General features: G+C 71.8%; 15 protein-coding genes. 11 read left to right on the top strand and 4 right to left on the bottom strand.

The window, feature by feature from the left end; all coding sequences use genetic code 11:
* Nucleotides 1-82: 82 nt before the first annotated feature.
* Together pheS and JOL79_RS30130 are read left to right on the top strand one after the other, a co-directional pair.
* Nucleotides 83-1,183, top strand: coding sequence for a phenylalanine--tRNA ligase subunit alpha (gene pheS / locus JOL79_RS30135; RefSeq protein WP_210159310.1), 1,101 nt, complete (start codon nucleotides 83-85; stop codon nucleotides 1,181-1,183).
* Complete coding sequence (locus tag JOL79_RS30130; RefSeq protein WP_210159309.1) at nucleotides 1,183-3,759, top strand: phenylalanine--tRNA ligase subunit beta; 2,577 nt, start codon at nucleotides 1,183-1,185, stop codon at nucleotides 3,757-3,759. Before pheS ends, JOL79_RS30130 begins: the two co-directional genes overlap by 1 nt.
* A gap of 83 nt (nucleotides 3,760-3,842) precedes the next feature.
* Here JOL79_RS30130 and JOL79_RS30125 read toward each other — a convergent pair whose 3' ends face one another.
* The 4 genes from JOL79_RS30125 to JOL79_RS30110 form a co-directional block, all read right to left on the bottom strand.
* Nucleotides 3,843-7,016 (bottom strand): penicillin acylase family protein, encoded by a 3,174-nt coding sequence (locus JOL79_RS30125; RefSeq protein ID WP_210159308.1) that lies wholly within the window; start codon nucleotides 7,014-7,016, stop codon nucleotides 3,843-3,845.
* A gap of 230 nt (nucleotides 7,017-7,246) precedes the next feature.
* On the bottom strand, nucleotides 7,247-7,828 hold the full coding sequence (locus JOL79_RS30120) for a Uma2 family endonuclease (RefSeq protein WP_230985741.1): 582 nt from the start codon (nucleotides 7,826-7,828) through the stop codon (nucleotides 7,247-7,249).
* Between the two features lie 208 nt (nucleotides 7,829-8,036).
* Nucleotides 8,037-9,080, bottom strand: coding sequence for a polysaccharide deacetylase family protein (locus JOL79_RS30115; RefSeq protein ID WP_230985740.1), 1,044 nt, complete (start codon nucleotides 9,078-9,080; stop codon nucleotides 8,037-8,039).
* A 283-nt stretch (nucleotides 9,081-9,363) separates the two neighbouring features.
* On the bottom strand, nucleotides 9,364-11,019 hold the full coding sequence (locus JOL79_RS30110; RefSeq protein WP_210159306.1) for a class I adenylate-forming enzyme family protein: 1,656 nt from the start codon (nucleotides 11,017-11,019) through the stop codon (nucleotides 9,364-9,366).
* Nucleotides 11,020-11,192: 173 nt separating this feature from the next.
* Here JOL79_RS30110 and argC point away from each other — a divergent pair, with 173 nt between their 5' ends.
* The 9 genes from argC to tyrS all read left to right on the top strand — a co-directional run bounded on the left by argC (nucleotide 11,193) and on the right by tyrS (nucleotide 20,812).
* Nucleotides 11,193-12,215 (top strand): N-acetyl-gamma-glutamyl-phosphate reductase, encoded by a 1,023-nt coding sequence (gene argC, locus JOL79_RS30105; protein ID WP_210159305.1) that lies wholly within the window; start codon nucleotides 11,193-11,195, stop codon nucleotides 12,213-12,215.
* Between the two features lie 103 nt (nucleotides 12,216-12,318).
* Nucleotides 12,319-13,473, top strand: a complete 1,155-nt coding sequence (argJ, locus tag JOL79_RS30100) for a bifunctional glutamate N-acetyltransferase/amino-acid acetyltransferase ArgJ (RefSeq protein WP_210159304.1) — start codon at nucleotides 12,319-12,321, stop codon at nucleotides 13,471-13,473.
* Between the two features lie 8 nt (nucleotides 13,474-13,481).
* Nucleotides 13,482-14,384 carry an acetylglutamate kinase gene (gene argB, locus JOL79_RS30095; protein ID WP_210159358.1) on the top strand — a complete coding sequence of 301 codons (903 nt, stop codon included), beginning with the start codon at nucleotides 13,482-13,484 and terminating at the stop codon, nucleotides 14,382-14,384.
* Nucleotides 14,381-15,577 (top strand): acetylornithine transaminase, encoded by a 1,197-nt coding sequence (locus tag JOL79_RS30090; protein WP_210159303.1) that lies wholly within the window; start codon nucleotides 14,381-14,383, stop codon nucleotides 15,575-15,577. The genes argB and JOL79_RS30090 overlap by 4 nt, the downstream gene beginning before the upstream one ends.
* Complete coding sequence (argF, locus tag JOL79_RS30085) at nucleotides 15,564-16,514, top strand: ornithine carbamoyltransferase (RefSeq protein ID WP_210159302.1); 951 nt, start codon at nucleotides 15,564-15,566, stop codon at nucleotides 16,512-16,514. The genes JOL79_RS30090 and argF overlap by 14 nt, the downstream gene beginning before the upstream one ends.
* Nucleotides 16,511-17,035, top strand: a complete 525-nt coding sequence (locus tag JOL79_RS30080; protein WP_210159301.1) for an arginine repressor — start codon at nucleotides 16,511-16,513, stop codon at nucleotides 17,033-17,035. The genes argF and JOL79_RS30080 overlap by 4 nt, the downstream gene beginning before the upstream one ends.
* A 288-nt stretch (nucleotides 17,036-17,323) precedes the next feature.
* The gene (argH, locus tag JOL79_RS30075) at nucleotides 17,324-18,748 is read left to right on the top strand and encodes an argininosuccinate lyase (protein WP_210159357.1); all 1,425 of its coding nucleotides are present in this window, start codon (nucleotides 17,324-17,326) and stop codon (nucleotides 18,746-18,748) included.
* Nucleotides 18,730-19,389: a DNA-3-methyladenine glycosylase gene (locus JOL79_RS30070; protein WP_210159300.1), complete on the top strand. Its 660-nt coding sequence runs from the start codon at nucleotides 18,730-18,732 to the stop codon at nucleotides 19,387-19,389. Before argH ends, JOL79_RS30070 begins: the two co-directional genes overlap by 19 nt.
* 157 nt (nucleotides 19,390-19,546) lie before the next feature.
* Nucleotides 19,547-20,812 carry a tyrosine--tRNA ligase gene (gene tyrS / locus JOL79_RS30065; RefSeq protein WP_210159356.1) on the top strand — a complete coding sequence of 422 codons (1,266 nt, stop codon included), beginning with the start codon at nucleotides 19,547-19,549 and terminating at the stop codon, nucleotides 20,810-20,812.
* Nucleotides 20,813-21,438 lie beyond the last annotated feature (626 nt).

The raw sequence follows: 21,438 nt of genomic DNA, 5'->3' as shown, positions 1-21,438 counted from the left end.
GGACGGCCCGGTGGGCTGATCCGACTAAAGTAGTCGTCGCTGAGCGCCCGGCGCTCGCACGCCCTGGATACGGAGCTCTCTCTTGTCGAACACCTATGACCCCGTCGAGGTGACGCCGTTGCACACCGACGAGGTGGCGAAGGCGCAGGACGACGCGCTCGCCGCCATCGCCGCGGCCCGCGATCTCGACGAACTGAAGCAGGCCCGGCTGGCGCACGCCGGTGACCGCTCGCCGATCGCGCTGGCCAACCGGGAGATCGGCGCGCTGCCGCCCGCCGCGCGCGCCGAGGCGGGCAAGCGGATCGGCGCGGCCCGCAAGGCGATCGGCGCGGCCGTCGCCGCACGTCAGGCCGAGCTTGAGGCCGAACGTGACGCGCGCGTTCTCATCGAGGAGACGGTCGATGTCACGCTGCCCTGGGACCGCGTTCCACGCGGCGCCCGGCACCCTCTCACCACGCTCCAGGAGCGCGTCGCCGACGCCTTTGTGGCGATGGGATACGAGGTGGCCGAAGGACCGGAGCTCGAAGGCGAGTGGTTCAACTTCGACGCGTTGAACATCGCGCCCGATCACCCGGCCCGCTCCGACCACGACACGTTCTTCGTCGAGAGCACCGGCTCGGGCAAGGTACTGCGCACGCAGACCTCGCCCGTGCAGATCAGGACCCTGCTGTCGCGCGCGCTGCCGGTGTACGTGATCTCGCCGGGCAAGGTGTTCCGCACCGACGAGCTCGACGCCACCCACACCCCGGTGTTCCACCAGGTCGAGGGTCTCGCGGTCGACAAGGGGCTGACGATGGCCCACCTCAAGGGCACGCTCGACCGGTTCGCCGAGGTCATGTTCGGCGAGGGCATCAGCACGCGCTTCCGGCCCAACTACTTCCCGTTCACCGAGCCGTCCGCCGAGATGGACCTGCGCTGCTTCGTCTGCCGCGGCTCCTCGGCCGTGCCCGGCAACCCGCCCTGCCGCACCTGCAAGTCGGAGGGCTGGATCGAGTGGGGCGGCTGCGGGATGGTCAACCCGCGCGTGCTGATCGCGTGCGGCGTCGACCCGTCCGTCTACTCCGGTTTCGCCTTCGGGATGGGCATCGAGCGCACGCTGATGTTCCGCCACAACGCCGACGACATGCGCGACATGGTCGAGGGCGACATCCGGTTCACCCTTCCGTTCGGGCTGGAGGTCTGATGAAGGTCCCGCTTTCCTGGCTGCGGGAGTACGTCGACCTGCCCGCGGTCACCGCCCACGAGGTCGCCGAGCGGCTCACCGCCGCCGGCCTCAAGCTGGAGGCGATCTCCTCCCACGGCCACGAGATCAAGAATGTGGTCGTCGGCCGGGTCCTCGAGATCGAGGAGCTGACCGGGTTCAAGAAGCCCATCCGGCACTGCCGGGTCGAGGTCGGGGAGGCGACGCCGCGCGAGATCATCTGCGGCGCCGTCAACTTCACCGAGGGCGCCGTGGTCCCGGTCGCGCTGCCCGGCGCCGTGCTCCCGGGCGGCTTCGAGATCGGCTCCCGCAAGACCTACGGGCGGCTGTCGGACGGCATGATCTGCTCCGAGGCCGAGCTGGGCGTCGCCGACTCGTCCCCGGGCATCCTGCTGCTGCCGCAGGACACCCGGATCGGCACCGACGTCGTCGAGCTGCTCGGCCTGCGCGACGAGGTCCTGGAGCTGGAGATCACCCCCGACAAGGGCTTCGCCCTGTCCATCCGCGGCGTGGCCCGCGAGGCGGCCATCGCGTTCGGCGTGCCGTTCCGCGACCCGGCCGCGATCGAGCTCCCCGCCGCGACCGGCGAGTCGTGGCCGGCCTCGATCGGCGACCCGACCGCCTGCGACCGCTTCGTGCTGCGGTCGGTCACCGGGTTCGACCCCGCCGCCGAGACCCCGCTGTGGATGCGGGTGCGGCTGGCCCGGGCCGGCATGCGCTCGGTCTCGCTCGCCGTCGACGTGACCAACTACGTGATGCTGGAGCTCGGTCAGCCGCTGCACGCGTTCGACCGGTCCCGCCTGTCCGGCGCGATCGTCGTCCGGCGGGCCCGGCCCGGGGAGTCACTGGAGACGCTCGACCACGTGACGCGCACGCTCCACGAGGACGACATCCTGATCACCGACGCGTCGGGGCCGATCTCAATGGCGGGCACCATGGGAGGCCTGCACACCGAGATCTCCGCCGAGTCGGCCGACATCGTCATCGAGGCCGCGCACTTCTCCGCGACCGGCATCGCACGCGAGTCCCGCCGGCACAACCTGGTCAGCGAGGCGTCCAAGCGCTTCGAGCGGGGCGTCGACCGCGAGCTGCCCCTGGCCGCGTCGTGGCGGGCCGTCCAGCTGCTGACCGAGCTCGGCGGGGCCGTCGCCGAGCCGGGCGTCACCCACGCCCAGGCGGAGGTGGCGCCGGTCACGATCACCATCCCGGCTGACCATCCCGACCGGGTCGCCGGCATGGCGTACGGGCGTGAGACGGTGATCCGCCGGCTCGAGCAGGTCGGCTGCACGGTGACCGAGGGCGCGGCCGGCGCCCCCGCGCCCGCCGGCGGTCACGGCGTCGCGGCGACCGGCGTGGTGTCCACCGCCGACCTCGCCGGCAAGCTGGCCGTGCGCGGAGACGACCTGATCACGGTCGTCCCGCCGAGCTGGCGTCCCGACCTGACCGACCCCAACGACCTCGCGGAGGAGGTCATCCGGCTCGAAGGCTACGACAGGCTGCCGTCGGTCCTGCCGCACGCCCCCGCCGGGGCCGGGCTGACCGAGAACCAGCGGCTGCGCCGCCGGGCCGGGCGGGCGCTCGCGCTGTCGGGCTACGCCGAGGTGTTGTCCTACCCCTTCGTCGGCGCGCGCGACCTCGACGACCTGCTGCTCCCCGAGGACGACCCGCGCAGGAGGGTGACCCGGCTGGTCAACCCGCTGAGCGAGGACGAGCCCTACCTGCGGACGACCCTGCTGCCGGGCCTGCTGAAGACCCTGGCCCGCAACGTGGGCCGCGGATCCGCCGACGCGGCGCTGTTCGAGATCGGCCTGGTCTACCGGCCGGAGCCGGACGCCCCCGGGGCGGCCCCGGTGCTGGCCGTCGACCGGCGTCCCACGCCGGAGGAACTGGCCGCGATCGAGCGCGCGCTGCCACGGCAGCCGGTCCGCGTGGCCGCCGTTCTCGCCGGAGAGTTCGAACGGTCGGGCTGGTGGGGCCGGGGCCGCCAGGCGTCCTGGGCCGACGCGATCGAGGCGGCCCGCACGATCGCCAGAGAGGCCGGCGTCGAGCTCGGCGTCCGGGCGGACCGGCACGAGCCGTGGCACCCCGGGCGGTGCGCGGCGCTGAGCGTCACCGACCCGGAGACCGGCGAGCAGGTGATCGTCGGTCACGCGGGTGAGCTGCACCCCCGCGTGGCCGAGGCGTACGGCCTGCCGCCGCGGACCGCGGCGGTCGAGCTGGAGCTGTCGCTGCTGGCGCCGTCCGGGCCGGTGCAGGCCCCCGCGGTCTCCAGCTACCCCGTGGCCACTCAGGACGTCGCGCTGATCGTCCCGGTCGCCACGCCGGTCGCCGATGTCGAGGTGGCGCTGCGCGAGGGCGCCGGCGAGCTGCTGGAGTCGATCCGGCTGTTCGACGTCTACACCGGTGCCCAGGCGGGCGAGGGGAACAAGTCGCTCGCCTACACGCTGCGGTTCCGGGCCCCCGACCGCACGCTCACCGTCGAGGAGACCACGGCCGCGCGCGCCGCCGCCGTGGCCCTGGCGGGCGAGCGGACCGGGGCGCAGCTCCGCGGAGCCTGACGACGCGCCGCCGCGGGTGCCCGGTCGTCCGGGCACCCGCCGCCGCGTGTGGGAGGACCGGCCGCCCTTCCCGCGGGCCGGTCCTACCTGCCGTACAGCTCGAAGTCGTACAGCGAGTAGCCGTACGACGTGCCCCGCTTTACGCCCTGCATCCGCACGTAGCGGGCGCTCACGGGGGTGAAGGCGGCGACGTCGGTGCCGCCGTCACCTGTGGTGGTGCCGTAGACCGTGGTCCAGGTCGCGCCGTCGCCAGAGACCTGGACGCGGTACGACGAGCCGTAGGCGGTCTCCCAGTGCAGGATGGCCCGCCCGACGGTCCGCGCCGAGCCCAGGTCGACCTGGAGGTACTGGTTGTCGCTCCAGCCGCTCGCCCACCGGGAGCCGGGGTCGCCGTCGACCGCCCGGCCCGGGGTGTAGGAGCCCTGTGAGCTCGACGCCGTCGCCGTACGGCCCTGGGCCAGGTCCGTCACGTCGTCGCCGCGGTGCGCCGGGAAGGACACCACCTGCTGGTAGGTCGGCCGGTTCTGCCAGGAGATCAGCGGGTGCTTGACCCCGCCGAGGGGCGACTGGCGGATCGCGTCGGCGCACCACTGGTCGCCGGCGGAGCAGGAGTCGTCTCCCGGGTAGGTCGTCGTGGCCGGTTCGGCCACCGCGGCCGCCAGGCTGTCGAGCAGGACCGTACGGCAGGCCGCGAGCGTGTCCCCGCAGAACCTCGCGGGCAGCGGCCCGGCGACCGGGTCGCCGAGCACGGCCCGGATGTCCTTGTCCACGTAGCCCCACCAGCCGTACTGGAACGCCGACCCCTTGTGCGCCTGGGCCTCGTTGGCCGAGGAGGGCAGCGACGACACGTCGCCCTGTTGGTGCCCGGAGGGCGACTCGTTGATCTGCAGCGCGTTGACCAGCGCCTGGTAGAGGCCGTCGCCGAGCCCGGGCCGGAACTGTGCCCGCACGAGCTTCGGCCACCACGCGTCGAAGATCCGGATGGCGGTCGCGTCGGCGTACGCCTTGCCGCCGGGAGAGCTCTCGACCCGCTTGGCGCCCGCGGACGCCCAGGCCGACAGCGCGGAGACGGCCGACGCCAGCGACGGGTCGGTCACCGGCGCGCTGCCGATCACCCGCAGGAGCTTGGGCAGCACCCTGGAGCCGCGCAGGTCGGTCACCGCGGCCGACGCCATGATCTTCACCACTCCGGCGCGGTCGATCGGCCCGCCGGCGAGCGCGGCCTTCACCGGCGCGTCCAGCAGGTCGGCCCGGTGCACCGATCCGAAGCTGAAGTTGCCGTCGGCCGCGCCGTAGTCCTTGGCCTGCTTGTTGTTCCAGCTGACGAAGTAGTCCTGGTTCACCGCCTGCGGATGGGCCGGGTCCGCCGCGTACGTGGCGGTGTTGCCCGCCGGGTCGAAACCGGCCCACTCGTGCGCGGAGTCCCCGGTCATCGGCAGGTTCGGGTCCGACACCGCCGACCGCACGGGCACGTCGCCCGACATGAAGTACGCCGATTCCGACGAGTTCACGTAGAACCAGTTGAACGCGAAGCCGATCTTGGCGGCGGAGTTCTGGAAAGCCGCCGCCGAGCCCATCTCGGCCGGGTCGTCGAACATCTGGAAGCCCACGGCCGAGTCGGCCTCGTGCTGGTAGGTCGAGCGGAGCGTGGTGAAGGCCGTCGGCACCCCGCCGACCGTCCCGCGCCAGGTCACCAGGCCGTACTTGGTCCGCTTGATCACCAGGTCGTACGAGCCCGCGCCGGTGGAGTCGGCGGTGTTCGGCTTCCAGGAGTTCGTCTTCTTCAGCGTCTCCATGGCGGTGCAGGTGCCGTGGTACAGGTAGTGGTTGGAGGAGACCGAGGGCGTGCCGCCGTCCGGGTCGCACAGCGTCACGGCGTAGGTGTCCGTGATGTCCTCGCCCGCCGAGGTGGCGCTCCAGGCGTAGTCGGTGCCGCGGCCGAGCAGGACGTACATGCCGAGCCCGGCGAAGGCCGCGCCCCGGGCGCGGATGCCGGGCCCGGACAGCTCCTCCAGCATCAGCAGCTGCGGCGCGAAGTAGCCGGTCTGCGGGCCGAACACGGCGATCGGGTGGCCGCCGGCCGACCTGGCGCCGGAGACGACGATCGCGTTGGACATGCTCGGCTTGGACCCGTCGACGGTGAGCCCGGTCAGCGCGCTCGTCCCGGCGGTCGTGGCGGAGGTGGCGGTGCCCCTCTCGTTCTCGGTGATGTCGACGGGCGCGGCCGACGGATCGGGGAGCACGACCCCGGTCGCGCCGGAGGGCGCCGTCCCCGACGGGAAGCTCTGTCCGTCGTGCAGGGTGACGACCGTCTCCGGGTCGTCCTGCTCCCGGAACGCCGACCAGACCCGGTCGCCCTGTTGTGCGCCGTACTTCGCGCGGGCGGCCACGCGGACCAGGGCCGACTGCATCTCAGCGCCGCCACCGCCGCCGAACAGGCCGCCGATGACGCCCGAGATCGCGATGAGGTCGGTCATGGTGAAGTCCACCGGGCCGCCGGCGTTGGTGATCGCGTCGAGGTGGCCGGTCAGGACGTACTCGCCGGGGCAGTCCCGGTTGGCCATGCAGTGGTCGATGTACGCGTTGATTCCGGCCACGTAGTTCCGGACGTCCGCGTAGAGCTGGGCGCCGCGCGGCCCCGAGGCGTTGATCCGGTCGATCTGGGCCCGCAGGTCGGCCTCGGTGTACGGGGAGTTGCGCCAGACGCTCTGCTCGAGGTCCCGGTTGCCCTTGGCGCCCCCGGCGAACGGCGTGAGCTCGCCCCGGCCGACGTGCCGCATCAGGTCCATGAGCCACAGCCGGTCCTGCGCGCCCGCGTAGCCGGCGCCGAACATCGTGCCCTCGCGGGTGGTGCCGGTGATGTGCGGGACGCCGGTCGCCTTGTCTCGGACGATCGTCACGTCCGAGCGCGGCTTGGTCGTGGAGGCCACCTGGGCCGCCGGGACGCCGAAGCCGCTGTCGTTGAAGAACGCGCTGATCTGCTCGTCGCTGAGGCCGGTGTATCCCGCGACCAAATTGGCGTACCGGCCGAGCTGGTCGGTGCTGTGACCGGGATACGTGCCCAGGGCCTGGTTGCCGAGGATGTCGACGAGGGTGGCGTTGCCGTTCTGCCCGGGCGGCAGCACGTCGGCGCACTGCCCGAGACAGTAGTCGTCGGACGGGTAGGAGGAGGCCACCGACGGTGCCGCGGGGAGGACGGCGGCGACGAGGGCCAGCGCGGCGGCAGCGGTGATCGCCCGTCGTAGGCGCGGGTGCATGGGGGAACTTCCCTTCGCGGAATCGGGGGGTGAAGGGACGGCCGGCCGTGCGGGTGTTCAGCGCGCTGGAATATGAGTAGTGCTCAACTCGGGACGATACGCGGGGGACAGGGGACCGGCAATGGGGGAATCATGGCCCGGTCGTCCCGGAGCGCGCCCTGCTTCCGGGACCGCGCCGACGGCAGGCGAAGCACCGGAACTCCCGCGCGGCGTCCTCGGGCCAGGGGCGATCAGAGTGAGTCGATCTCGGTGAGATCGATGTCGAGGTCGAAGGGGACCGACAGCTTGAGCCGGTCGTGATAGATCCCGGTCAGCGCGTACAGCTTGGTGGCCGGGTCGAGTTCGTAGACGTACACCGTGGGCCGGCCGGTCTGGTTCTCCACCCGCCAGAAGTGCGTGATCCCCGCCTCGGCGTAGAGCTGCGGCTTCCGCTTGCGGTCGCGTTCCTCGGAGTCGGGTGAGACCACCTCGGCGGTCAGCAGCACGTCCGACGCGTCGTACGCCGTCTGGTCCGGCCCGTGCTCGCCCTCGGCCCTGATCACGCTGAGGTCCGGCTCGGGCCGCTGCCGCAGGCCGAGGATCAGGCTCATCTCCCGGCGCACGCGATAGCCCGTGGGCAGATGCCGCCTGAGGCCGTCGCTGAGAAGGTCGACGGCGCGCATGTGAAAGGAGGCTTGGGGGGACACGAAGACCAAGCTTCCATCAATCAGCTCGGTGTGCGCAGGCAGTTGCGGAAGGTGATCGAGGTCGGCCGCCGTGAAGCCCTCCGGAGGCGGGAAGACCCAGTCCGGGAGTCGCGGTGCGTCACTCATCACTTCGCTCCGTACCTCTGCCGTCATGCGCTCACCGTAGCAACGCGGAATGCCCGATGGAGGGATTCCCCGCAGCCCCTCCACCGAAGCGTGGCCGCAGCCGAGGGCTTCCGGCACCCGCCGACGCCGGTCACGAGCGGCGCGGATCGTGTGACGCGGCGCCCGAGACCGCCGCGCCACACGGTGAGTCACATGCGGCGCGGGGGCGTCAGCCCACGCGGCACGACACCGACGGCCAGGTCCAGTTGCCGTTGTGCTGGACGGTGAAGCCGAAGGCGTTCCCGCTGCCGTTGGGCCGCGCCGTCATGACGTTGCCGCTGATGCTGGTGCTGGCGCTCCAGGTGTTGATGATCCGCTGGGGGTTCTGCAGGGTCACGGTGACGACCCAGGTGCTGGTGCCGGAGACGGTGACGGTCAGGTTGAACCGGTCGCTCCACTGCTGACCCGGGGAAATCGTCGCCGTGCAGCTGCCCCCACCGCCGGGTGACGACGGCGACGGGCTGGGCTGCGTCGTGGGGCCGGTGCCTCCGTCCGGCGCGACGGCCCGGCCGGTCGAGGTGGAGATCATGCCGGCGCACAGGTTGCGGCTGTTCAGGTTGGCCACGATCTGCGGGATGGCGGCGACCGTGGTGGCGTAGCCGTCGTGCATGAGGATCGTCTGGCCGTTCTGGAGTCTGCCGGCCGCCTGCACGATCTGGGCCGTGCTCGCGCCGTTCCAGTCCTGGGAGTCGACGTCCCAGATGATCTCCCTGAGGCCGAGCTGCTGCTCGATCGACTTGAGCGTGGAGTTCGTCTCGCCGTACGGCGGCCGGAACAGCTTGGGCGCGGTGCCGGTGATCTGCTGGATGGCCTGCTGGGTCTGCTGCAGTTCCGACTGGATCTGCGCGCTGCCGAGCTGGGTCAGGTGGGGGTGGGTCCAGCTGTGGTTGCCGATCCACATGCCGGCGTCCCGCTCCGCCCTGACGAGGGAGGGGTTGTTCTGGGCGTTCTGCCCGATGTTGAAGAACGTGGCCCGCACGCCGTTCGCCCTGAGAGTGTTCAGCAGCGTGGTCGTGTTGCTGGGGTTGGGGCCGTCGTCGTAGGTCAGGCCCACATAACCGGCACTGCAGGAGGCCGCGCTCGCGGCTCCGGCCACGGCGCACAGGGCCGCGGTGAGGATCGCCACCAGCATGCTGACGGCGCCTGCCAGGAGGGCGCTACGCCCGCGCTGACGCCGCCCGCCCGCCGGGACGGGGACGGGGCTGTCGATCATGTCTGTTCCTCCGCTCGGAACGACGATCGGAAACGGGGGGAGCTGCAGCTGCACGCATTGTGCGGAGCCGACAGAAATGTGTCAAAGAAATTTAGAAAGGTTTCAGGACGATGAACCGCTTAAGGACCAGCTCGTGCTTCCTCTACACGCGGAGTCTCGGCCTGAAACTTTCCGCTGACCGGTCGGCGAGCGCGTCAGGGCACGCGCGGAGAAGACCGGTACGGCCCACGCTCCCGGCGGTGCGGGCCGTACCGGTCGATTCAGTGGGCCGGGCCCGGCGAGGTCACCGGCCGAGCGCCTCTCTGCGCAGAAGGGTCTTGAGCACCTTGCCGCCGGGGTTGCGCGGCAGCTCGGTGTCACGGAACCAGAAGCGGACCGGCACCTTGAACGGCGCGATCCGTTCCCGGAGGAATTCCTGGAGATCCTCCGCCGTGGTCTCGGCGCCGGGCTTCACCAGGACCACGGCGCCCACCTGCTCGCCCAGCTCCTCGTCGGGAACGCCGATCACCGCGGCGTCGTCGACGGCCGGGTGCTCGAAGAGGGCGGCCTCGACCTCGGCGCAGTAGACGTTCTCGCCGCCGCGGATCACCATGTCCTTGGCCCGGTCGACGATGTAGACGAAGCCGTCGGCGTCGATCCTGGCGAGGTCGCCGGTGTGCAGCCAGCCGTTCACGAGGACCTCGGCGGTGGCGTCGGGCCGGTTCCAGTAGCCCTTGATCACGACGGGTCCGCGCACGCACAGCTCGCCGACCTGCCCCGCCGGCAGCTCCACGCCGGCGGGATCGACGACCTTCACGTCGATCACGGCGAGCGGTACGCCGATGCTGTCCGGCCTGGCCAGGTAATCGGGCCCGCTGTTGTAGATCGCCAGGGCCGTCGTCTCGGTCATGCCGTACCCGTTGACGGGGGTGCGGTCGGGCAGCAGCCTGGTGATCCGCTCCAGGAGCTTCGGCGGGGCCGGCGCGCCTCCGTACGACACGGACCCGAGCGACGAGATGTCGTAGTCGCGCAGCGAGGGGTGCGACAGGAGCTGCCAGGCGTTGGTCGGCACCCCGCTCATCACGGTGACCCTCTCGCGCTCGATCAGCTCCAGGGCGCGGCGCGGTTCCCAGCGGTACATCAGCACCAGCCCGTTGCCGCTGAACATGGTGGGCAGCAGCACGGCGAAGCAGCCGGTCGCGTGGAAGAGCGGCACGGTCAGCAGCGTGATCCTGCGGACGGTGGCGACCTGGGCCGGGTCCCGGCCCGCCAGGGCCGCCCCGCGCGTCATCGCGTACGCCACGGTCATCGGCGCCTGGCACAGGTTGCGGTGGCTGCCGAGCGCCCCCTTGGGCCGGCCGGTGGTGCCGGAGGTGTAGAAGATCGTGGCGGAGTCCTCCGGGTCCAGGTCGACGGGCGGCAGCGTGACGTCCGCCGCCGCCTCGCCGACGACGTCGGCCCAGTTGGCGCCGTCGCCCCGGACGACGATCGCGGGCAGCCGGGCGCCGGCCAGCCGGTCCGCCCTCTCACCGTCGGCGATGAGGAGCGTCGCGCCCGAGTCGCTCAGGCCGTACCGCAGCTCGCGCTCGGTCCACCAGGCGTTGAGCGGCACCGCCACCGCCCCCGCGGCCAGTACGGCGGAGAAGGCGATGATCCACTCCGGGTAGTTGCGCATGGCGATGGCCACCCGGTCGCCCTTGCGGACGCCGTAGTCCGTCACGAGGCGGTTCGCCAGGGTCGCGGCGAGCCGGTAGTGGTCCTCGTAGGTGATCCGTTCGTCCTCGTAGACGACGAAGACCTTGTCGCCGTGGAACCGGGAGTTCTCGAGCAGGGTCCGGAACGTCGCGGGCGCGTGCTTCCACGCCCGGATGCGCGAGCCGCCGGCCTCGACCTCTTCCATCTCGAAGAGCTGACCCGGCGCGGTGAGGTGGGCCTGGACCTGCTGGTAGGTGATCGCCATGGTTCGACGCGCTCCCAGGAGTGAGATCAGCCGGGACGTTAGGATACCGACCAGTAGGTACGGAGGCCAGACGTCCATCTGGTGGAACGTCGCTTGCATGCCCATGTCGTAAGATGCATACTCACGTCTAGGCAAGACTATGAGGTCTAACGCATGAACATGCAGGAGGGTCGATGAGGGCCGCCGTCGCCGGAGCGAGCGGATACGCGGGGGGAGAGCTGCTCCGGCTGTTGCTCACCCATCCCCGCTTCGAGATCGGGGCGCTCACGGCCGCGACGAGCGCGGGGAGCAGGCTCGGCGAACGCCAGCCACACCTCATCCCGCTGGCCGGCCGCGTCGTGGAGGAGACCTCGGCCGCCGTCCTCGCCGGTCACGACGTGGTCTTCCTCGCCCTCCCGCACGGCCAGTCGGCCGCCGTCGCCGCCGAGCTGGGCGAGGACACGCTGGTCGTGGACTGCGGAGCCGACTTCCGCCTCTCCAGCGCCGACGACTGGGCGGTCTTCTACGGCGGAGAGCACGCCGGGACCTGGCCGTACGGCCTGCCGGAGCTGCCCGGTCAGCGCGACGTGCTGCGCGGCACCCGCAGGATCGCCGTCCCCGGCTGCTACCCGACCGCCGCGACGCTCGCGCTGTTCCCCGCCTTCGCGGCCGGCCTGGCCGAACCCGACGTGGTCGTCGTCGCGGCCAGCGGCACCTCGGGCGCGGGCCGCAGTCCCAAGGCGCACCTGCTCGGCAGTGAGGTCATGGGCTCGGTCGGCGCCTACGGCGTGGGCGGCGTCCACCGGCACACGCCCGAGATGGAGCAGAACCTGTCGGCCGTCGCCGGCGGCCCCGTGCGGGTGTCGTTCACTCCCACCCTCGCGCCGATGAGCCGCGGCATCCTCGCCACCTGCACCGCCCCGGCCGTCCCCGGCCTCACCCCGGCCGCCCTCCGGGAGGCGTACGAGTCGGCGGTGAAGGACGAGCCGTTCCTCCACCTCCTGCCCGAGGGCGCCTGGCCGGCCACCGCCATGACGCTCGGCGCCAACACCGCGGTGCTGCAGGTCGCGCTCGACCGGCGGGCCGGTCGGATCGTCGCGGTCGTGGCCATCGACAACCTCACCAAGGGCACGGCGGGGGGCGCGATCCAGAGCGCCAACCTCGCCCTCGGCCTCGCCGAAGAACTCGGCCTTCCCCTCAATGGAGTCGCCCCGTGAGCCGTACCGTCTCATCCCGCCACCGGAACGCCGAGCGGAGCCGCCGCGGGCGCGCCCAGCACCCGGCGTGGTCCGGCGCCCGCACCACGGACGGGAGGACCGCGTGAGCGTCACCGCGCCATTGGGGTTCCGCGCGGCCGGCGTCGTCGCCGGCATCAAGAGCGGCGGCGCCCGCGATCTCGCCCTCGTCGTCAACGACGGCCCCTCCAGGGCCGCGGCGGGCGTCTTCACCCGCAACCGGTTCAAGGCCGCGCCCGTGCTGTGGACGGCCCAGGTCGTCGGCGGCGGCCGGGTCAGGGCGGTCGTGCTGAACTCGGGCGGCGCCAACGCCTGCACCGGCCCGGCCGGCTTCCAGGACACCCACGCGACCGCGGAGAAGGTCGCCGGCGTGCTGGAGGACTCGGCGGCCGAGATCGCGGTCTGCTCCACCGGCCTGATCGGCGAGCGGCTGCCGATGGACCCGCTGCTCGCCGGGGTCGAGGTGGCGGCGGGCCAGCTCTCCAGGGACGGCGGCCTGGCCGCCGCCGACGCCATCCGCACGACGGACACGGTCAGCAAGATCTCCTTCCGCCGCGGCGAGGGCGGATACATGGTGGGCGGCATGGCGAAGGGCGCCGGCATGCTCGCCCCCGCCCTGGCGACCATGCTCTGCGTGCTCACCACCGACGCCGACGTGTCCTCCGGCGACCTGGACGCCGTGCTGCGCCGGGCGACCTCGGTGACCTTCGACCGGCTCGACACCGACGGCTGCATGTCGACCAACGACACGGTCCTGCTGCTGGCGAGCGGCGCCTCCGGCGTCACGCCCGACCTGGCGGACTTCGAGAAGGTGGTCACCGCCGTCTGCGCCGACCTGGCCAGGCAGCTGCTCGTCGACGCCGAGGGCGCCACCAAGGCCATCGCCATCGAGGTCGTCGGCGCCGCGTCCGAGGACGACGCGGTGACCGTGGGCCGGGCCGTCGCCCGGTCCAACCTGCTCAAGTGCGCCATCCACGGCGAGGACCCCAACTGGGGCCGCGTCGTGAGCGCGGTGGGCACGACCGACGCGGAGTTCGAGCCCGACCGGCTCAACGTGGCGGTCAACGGCATCTGGATCTGCCGGGGCGGCGCCGCCGGAGACGACCGCGGCAAGGTCGACCTGCGCCCCCGCGACGTCACGATCACCGTCGACCTGTCGGCCGGACCCCACTCGGCGACCGTCCACACCACGGACCTCACCGCCGCGTACGTCCACGAGAACTCGGCGTACTCGACGTGACCGCGCCCCTGAACGGCCACCGGCGCGGCGCCCTGGACAAGGCGCAGACGCTGATCGAGGCGCTGCCCTGGCTCGCGCGCTTCCACGGGGCCACCGTCGTCATCAAGTACGGCGGCAACGCGATGACCGAGGAGCACCTGCGCGAGAAGTTCGCGGCCGACGTGGTCTTCCTCCGCTACGCGGGGCTGAAGCCGGTCATCGTGCACGGCGGCGGGCCGCAGATCCAGCGGCACCTCGACCTGCTCGGCATCGACAGCCACTTCGTCTCCGGCCTGCGGGTGACCACCCCCGAGGCCATGCAGGTGGTGCGCATGGTCCTCGTCGGCCAGGTCAACCGCGACGTCGTGGGCCTGGTCAACCGGCACGGGCCGTTCGCGGTCGGCATGTCCGGAGAGGACGCCCACCTGTTCACCGCCGAGCGCAAGCACGCCGTGGTCGACGGCGTGCGGGTCGACATCGGCCAGGTCGGCGAGATCGTCAGGGTCGAGGCGGGAGCCGTGCGCGCCCTGCTCGACGACGGGCGGATCCCGGTCGTGTCGTCGATCGCCCGGGGCGAGGACGGCACGGTCTACAACGTGAACGCCGACACGGCCGCCGCCGCCCTCGCGGTGGCGCTGCGGGCGTCCAAGCTGATCGTGCTGACCGACGTGGAGGGCCTGTACGCCGACTGGCCGAACAGCGAGGAGGTGGTCAGCCGGATCAGTGCGGCCGACCTGGCCGAGCTGCTGCCGTCGCTGTCCAGCGGCATGGTCCCGAAGATGGAGGCGTGCCTGACGGCCGTCCAGGGCGGCGTGCCGCAGGCGCACGTCCTCGACGGACGCATGGCCCATGCCGTACTACTGGAGATCTTCACCGACGAGGGGATCGGCACCATGGTCGAGCCCGGCCAGGAGAGGGGAGTGGCCCGATGAGTGAAGGACGGGCCCTCCGCGAACGCTTCGAGGCCGCGTTCATGCCCAACTACGGAGTCCCGCCGCTGGCCCTGGCCAAGGGCGAGGGCTGCGCCGTGTGGGACGCCGACGGCCGCCGATACCTCGACCTGGTCGGCGGCATCGCGGTCAACTCCCTCGGCCACGCCCACCCCGCCCTGGTCGAGGCGGTCTCCCGGCAGGTCGCGACCCTGGCCCACACCTCCAACCTCTACCTGCACGAGCCCGAGGTGCTGCTCGCCGAGCGCCTTATCGGCCTGCTCGGGCGGCCGGGACGGATCTTCCTCGCCAACTCGGGCACCGAGGCCAACGAGGCCGCGGTCAAACTCGCCATCACGTACGGCCGCCGGCACGGCCGCGGCTACTTCGTGGCGACCGAGATGGGATTCCACGGGCGGACCCTGGGCGCGCTCGCGCTCACCGGCAAGCCGTCGATCCGCGACAAGTTCGGTCCGTTCCCGATCGATGTCCGGTTCGTCCCGTACGGCGACGCCGGCGCGCTGCGGGACGCCGTCACCGGCGAGTGCGCCGCGGTCTTCCTCGAACCCACGCAGGGCGAGGCCGGGGTCGTGCCGCCGCCGGAGGGATACCTGCGGGCGGCCCGTGAGATCTGCTCCGCCACCGGCGCGCTGCTGGTCGCCGACGAGATCCAGTCGGCCATCGGCAGGACCGGTCACTGGTTCGCCCACCAGGCGGACGGCGCCGCCCCCGACGTGCTGACGCTGGCCAAGGGCCTCGGCGGCGGCATGCCGATCGGCGCCTGCGTCGGCTTCGGCGAGGCCGCCACCCTCTTCGGCCCGGGCGACCACGGCTCCACGTTCGGCGGCAACCCGGTCTCGTGCGCGGCCGCGCTCGCCGTGCTCGACACCATCGAGCGTGACGGGCTGCTGGACAACACCAAGGCCGTGGGCGGGATGCTGGCCGACGGCATCGCCGCGATCCGTCACCCGCTGCTGAAGGGCGTCAGAGGACGGGGACTCTGGCTGGCCGCCGTGCTCACCGAACCCCGCTCGGCCCAGGTGCAGGCCGCGGCCCAGGAGGCCGGGTTCCTCGTGAACGCCCTCCAGCCCGACGCCGTCCGCCTGGCGCCCCCGCTCGTCATCACCGAGGCCGAGGCGCGCTCCTTCCTGGACGCGCTGCCCGGCATCCTGGAGGCCGCCCATGTCCGGGCATGACACCCCCCTACGGCACTTCCTGCGGGACGACGACCTGACGCCGGACGAACAGGCGCAGGTGCTCGACCTCGCCGAGGCCATGAAGAAGGACAGGTACGGCTACCGGCCGTTCGAGGGTCCCCGCACCGTGGCCGTGCTGTTCGACAAGCCGTCCACGCGCACCCGGCTCTCGTTCTCGGTGGGCATCGCCGAGCTCGGCGGCCAGCCGCTGGTCATGGACACCGCCACATCGCAGCTGGGCCGGGGCGAGCCCATCGAGGACACCGCCCGCGTGCTCTCCCGCCAGGTCGCGGCCATCGTGTGGCGCACGGGTGGGCAGCACCGCATCGACGCGATGGCCGCCGCGTCGTCCGTCCCGGTCGTGAACGCGCTGACGGACGAGTTCCACCCGTGCCAGATCCTCGCCGACCTGCAGACCATCCGCGAGCACCGGGGCGCGCTGCGCGGGCTCACCCTCGCGTACGTCGGCGACGGCGCCAACAACATGGCGCACTCCTACCTGCTCGGCGGGGCCACGGCCGGCATGCACGTGCGGATCGGCGCCCCGGCGGGCTACCTGCCCGACGCGCCCATCCTCGACCGCGCGGCCGGGATCGCCGCCGAGACCGGGGGCTCTGTCGTCGCGGTCAGCGATCCGGAGGCCGCCGTCGCGGGGGCCCACGTCGTGGCCACCGACACATGGGTGTCGATGGGCCAGGACGGCAAGGACGAGCGGGTGGCCGCCTTCGCGCCGTACCAGGTGGGGACCGCGCTTCTCGGCGCGGCCGCCCCCGACGCGATCGTGCTGCACTGCCTGCCCGCGTACCGCGGCATGGAGATCACCGACGAGGTGATCGAGGGACCGCGCAGCGTGGTGTGGGACCAGGCGGAGAACCGGCTGCACGCCCAGAAGGCGCTGCTTCACTGGCTGGCGGCGCGGAGCGCGGGGCCGTCGTGACGATCCCGCTCACCAAGGCCGCCCGGCACTCCCGCATCGTCGGACTGCTGACCAGGCACAAGGTGCGCTCACAGCCGGAGCTGGCCAAGCTCCTCGCGGAGGAGGGCGTGGAGGTGACCCAGGCGACGCTGTCGCGAGACCTCGATGAGCTCGGCGCGCTGAAGCTGCGGGCGGACGACGGCACCCTCGTCTACGCGCTGCCCGGCGAGGGCGGCGGGCGGATCCCGCGCTACCGGGCGGGCGGCGGCAACGGCCCCGTGGAGAACCCGGACGCGCGGCTCCGCCGGATCGCCGAGGAGCTCCTGGTCTCGGCCGAGGCGTCGGCCAACCTGGTGATCCTCCGGACGCCGCCGGGAGCGGCGCAGTTCCTGGCGTCGGCCATCGACCACGCCGGGTGGGCGTCGATCCTCGGCACGGTGGCGGGCGACGACACGATCCTGGTGATCAGCAGGGACCCGGTCGGCGGCACCGCCCTGGCCCGGTCACTGCTGGACCTCACCACCCGGCGGCCACCGGCCTGACCGAGGTACATATCGGGTGAAATTGGCATAAGAGAGGGATCTGGCCTGCCCGGCCACGCTCGATCCGGCGCCGAAGGTTTCCGTGCGGAACACGGGCCACATGTCGGCTAAGGTCGCGATGGTCCCGCAAAAGGATCCGCGTATCGAATACGCGCCGGAGGATTCAGGGCCCACGGCCCGGCCGGGCGCGAAGAATTCCGGTACGGCGGTCCTCGCCGCGGTACGGCGCGGTCGTCATTCGCTGGGAAACGGTTCGGAGGGAGAAACACGGTGGCGGACAACAAGCCGATGCGCCTGTGGGGCGGCAGGTTCGAGGGGGGACCCGCGGACGCGCTCACGCGCCTGTCGGTGAGCGTGCAGTTCGACTGGCGGCTCGCGCCGTACGACCTGCTCGCGTCGCGGGCGCACGCCCGGGTGCTGCACCGTGCGGGGCTGCTGACCGAGGAGGAGCTCGACCGCATGCTGGGCGCGCTCGACGACCTCGACCAGGCCTGCCGGAGGGGGGAGTTCCGCCCGACTGTGGCAGACGAGGACGTGCACACCGCCCTGGAACGCGGACTGCTCGAACGACTGGGCACGCTCGGCGGCAAGCTCCGCGCCGGCCGGAGCCGCAACGACCAGGTCGCCACCGACCTGCGCCTCTACCTGCGCGACCACGTCCGCACGATCGTGTCCCGGCTCGTCGAGCTGGAGACCGCCCTGATCGGCCAGGCCGAGGAGAACACCGATGTCGCGGCGCCGGGCATGACGCACATGCAGCACGCGCAGCCCGTGTCGTTCGGTCACCAGCTCCTCGCCCACGTGCACGCCCTGTCACGGGACGTGGACCGCCTGCGCGACTGGGACCGGCGCGCCGCAGTCTCCCCGCTCGGCTCCGGCGCCCTCGCCGGCTCCTCGCTGCCCCTCGACCCCGCGGCCGTCGCGGCGGAGCTGGGCTTCGACGCGCCCGCGCCGAACTCGATGGACGCCGTCGCCGACCGGGACTTCGCCGCCGAGTTCCTGTTCTGCGCCGCCATGATCGGAGTGCACATCTCCCGCCTCGGCGAGGAGATCGTGCTGTGGGCGTCGCAGGAGTTCCGCTGGATCGAGGTGGACGACGCCTACTCCACCGGTTCGTCAATCATGCCGCAGAAGAAGAACCCCGACGTCGCCGAGCTGGCGCGGGGCAAGAGCGGCCGGCTGATCGGCTCGCTCATGTCGCTGCTCACCACGCTCAAGGGTCTTCCGCTCACCTACAACCGCGACCTGCAGGAGGACAAGGAGCCGGTCTTCGACGCCGTCGACACGCTGCTGCTCGTGCTCCCCGCCGTCTCGGGCATGGTGTCCACCATGCGGGTCAACCGGGCCAAGCTGGAGGCGAGCGCGCCCGACGGCTTCGCCCTCGCCACCGACCTCGCCGAGCTGCTGGTGCGCCGCGGCGTCCCGTTCCGCGAGGCGCACGAGGCGGTCGGCCACCTCGTGGTCTGGTGCCAGGTCAACGACAAGGACCTCGGCGACCTCAGCGACGAGGAACTGGCCAAGGTCTCCCCGCACTTCAGCCCGTCGCCCGGCACCGCGGACGGCACCCCCGGAGTCCGCGCTGTGCTCAACGTCCATGGGGCGCTGGCCGCCCGCAGCGCGTTCGGCGGCACCGCGCCCGACCGCGTCCGCGACCAGATCGCCGCGCTCCGCGAGATTGTCGACGGCCAGGCCGCATGGGCGAGCGAGAGCTGATCGGGCCGCCCCTCGACCGGGGCTTCTTCGGACGGCCGTCCGACGAGGTCGCCCCCGACCTCCTCGGACGGGTGTTCGTCCACGGCCCGGTGGCCGTACGCCTCACGGAGGTCGAGGCGTACGGCGGGCCGGGGCAGGATCCCGCCTCGCACACCTACCGGGGCCGTTCGCCCCGCAACGCTGTGATGTTCGGCGAGCCCGGTCATCTCTACGTCTACTTCACCTACGGCATGCACTTCTGCGCCAACCTCGTCTGCATGCCCGAGGGAATCGGCTCCGCCGTGCTCCTCCGGGCGGGAGAGGTGATAGCGGGCGCCGAGGTGGCCCGTGCGCGGCGGCTCGGGCCGGCCGACGGCCCGTCCGCACCCGCGGCCAGGCGACCGATCCGAGATCGGGACCTCGCGCGCGGGCCGGCCCGGCTCGCCGTGGCGCTCGGGCTGATCCGGGAGCACAACGGCACCGACTGCTGCGTGCCCGGCCCGATGCGGGTGCACGCGGGCCGGCCGGTCGACGCCGGAGACGTCGGGGCCGGGCCGCGGACCGGGGTGGCCGCGGGAGCCGAGACGCCGTGGCGGTTCTGGATCGGCGAGGACCCCACGGTCTCGCCGTACCGGCGGCACGTCCCCCGCCGGCGCGGATGATCGCGGCGCTCGGGCGTCCGTTCCAGGCGGTGAATCAAGTGGCGATAGGGTTTCCCGGTCAGGCAGGCTTGTACGGGGGCCATGGCCGTTCACCCATCGATCAGTGAAAGCCACGACAGTGACCGCATCTTCCAACGATTCCGAGCCGACTACCGGGATCGGTGACATCCTCGACGAGCTCGAGTGGCGCGACGTCGTCGCGCAGACCACCGACGTTGACGCGCTGCGCAAGGCGCTGGCCGACGGGCCGATCACCGTCTACGCGGGCTTCGACCCGACCGCGCCGTCACTCCACGTGGGCAACCTGGCGACGCTGCTGATCCTGACCCGCTTCCAGCGGGCCGGCCACCGGCCGATCGGCCTGGTGGGCGGGGCGACCGGCCTCATCGGCGACCCCAGCGGCCGGAGCACAGAACGGGCACTCAACTCGACGGAGATCGTCGAGGAGTGGGTCTCCCGGATCCGGGTGCAGGTGGAGAAGTTCTTGTCCTTCGACGAAGGGCCCACCGCCGCCACACTGGTGAGCAACCTCGACTGGACGGGCAGCCTCTCCGCGATCGACTTCCTGCGCGACATCGGCAAGCACTTCCCGGTGAACCGCATGCTGGCCAGAGAGTCCGTCTCGGCCAGACTGGCGGGAGAGGGGCTGAGCTACACCGAGTTCAGCTACCAGATCCTCCAGGCGAACGACTTCCTGGAGCTTTACCGGAGACACGGCTGCACCCTCCAGCTCGGCGGCAGCGACCAGTGGGGCAACATCACCGCGGGAGTCGACCTGATCCGCCGGGTCGAGGGCGCCCATGTGCATGCGCTCACCGGAAAGCTGATCACGAAGGCCGACGGCACCAAGTTCGGCAAGACGGCGGGTGGGGCGGTGTGGCTCGATCCCGCTCTCACCTCGCCGTACGCGTTCTACCAGTACTGGCTGAACGCCGACGACCGGGACGTGGTGCGCTTCCTCAAGGTCTTCACGTTCCGCACCCGCGAGGAGATCGAGGAACTGGAGAAGGCCGTATCGGAGCGGCCGGCGGCCCGTGAGGCCCAGCGCGCGCTGGCGGAGGACCTCACCACGCTGGTCCACGGCCCGGAGGAGCTGGCACGCGTGATCGCCGCCTCCCGGGCGCTCTTCGGACAGGGATCGCTCGCCGAGCTCGATCCTCGGACGCTCCAGTCGGCGCTCGAGGAGGTACCCAACGCCACGGTTCCATCGCTGGGCGCGTCCTTCATCGACCTGATGGCGGAGAGCGGCCTGGTCGACTCGAAGTCGGCGGCGCGGCGGGCGGTCAAGGAGGGCGGCGCGTACCTCAACAACGTGAAGATCACAGATGAGGAGTACGTGCCGGGAGCCGACGATCTCCTGCACGGTCGCTTCCTGGTGATCCGCCGCGGCAGGAAGACGATCGGCGGCATCAGCGTCGCCTGACCCTGCGCCCAGGCCGTGTCCAGGCCGCCTCCGGAAGCCGGAGGCGGCCTTTTCAGCACCAAAGTTCGGTGTGATCAAGGTAACAATCTTGTGGCCTGGGCGTCAGGTTTGGCCGCCATGCCCTGTCTGACCTGGCTTTTCGCACTCCTCACCCAGATTTGACGCCGTCGACGGTCTTGCTTAATGTTTCCTTCGCCCCCGGAGGAGCGGGACGCCGAAAGGCGGCCGGGCCGAGGGCAGGCCACTACGACGAGCAGTCCGGCGAGGTTCACGCCCCGCCCGGCCGGTCGGGCGACGCGAAGAATCTTCAGAAGTTGGAGATTGACGCGAAGCGGGATCGGGTGTAAGTTGGAGTGGTTGCCTCGGAAACGAGGCGGGCCCCTTCGCGAAGGGGTGCCGACCAGCGTCATTGGCCAGAAGGCCGGTGAGGGTGCGGTGCCGGAGCGGGGGGCGGGAACGGAAGTCAAAGCCCTGGATCCTGGGATCGCTTGGTGCGGTGTCGGGTGATGGTGATCGCGTCCGTTTCTTGAGAACTCAACAGCGTGTTAAAAGCCAGTGCATTTATGCATGAACCCCGTCTTTTATGACGGATTCCTTTGTGGCATTCCAATGTTGTGTTGGGGTGC

The organism is Microbispora oryzae, from assembly GCF_017896165.1.
GTDB lineage: Bacteria > Actinomycetota > Actinomycetes > Streptosporangiales > Streptosporangiaceae > Microbispora > Microbispora oryzae.
Note: the sequence above shows the minus strand (reverse complement) of the source record. Positions and strands in the feature narration are given on the sequence as shown.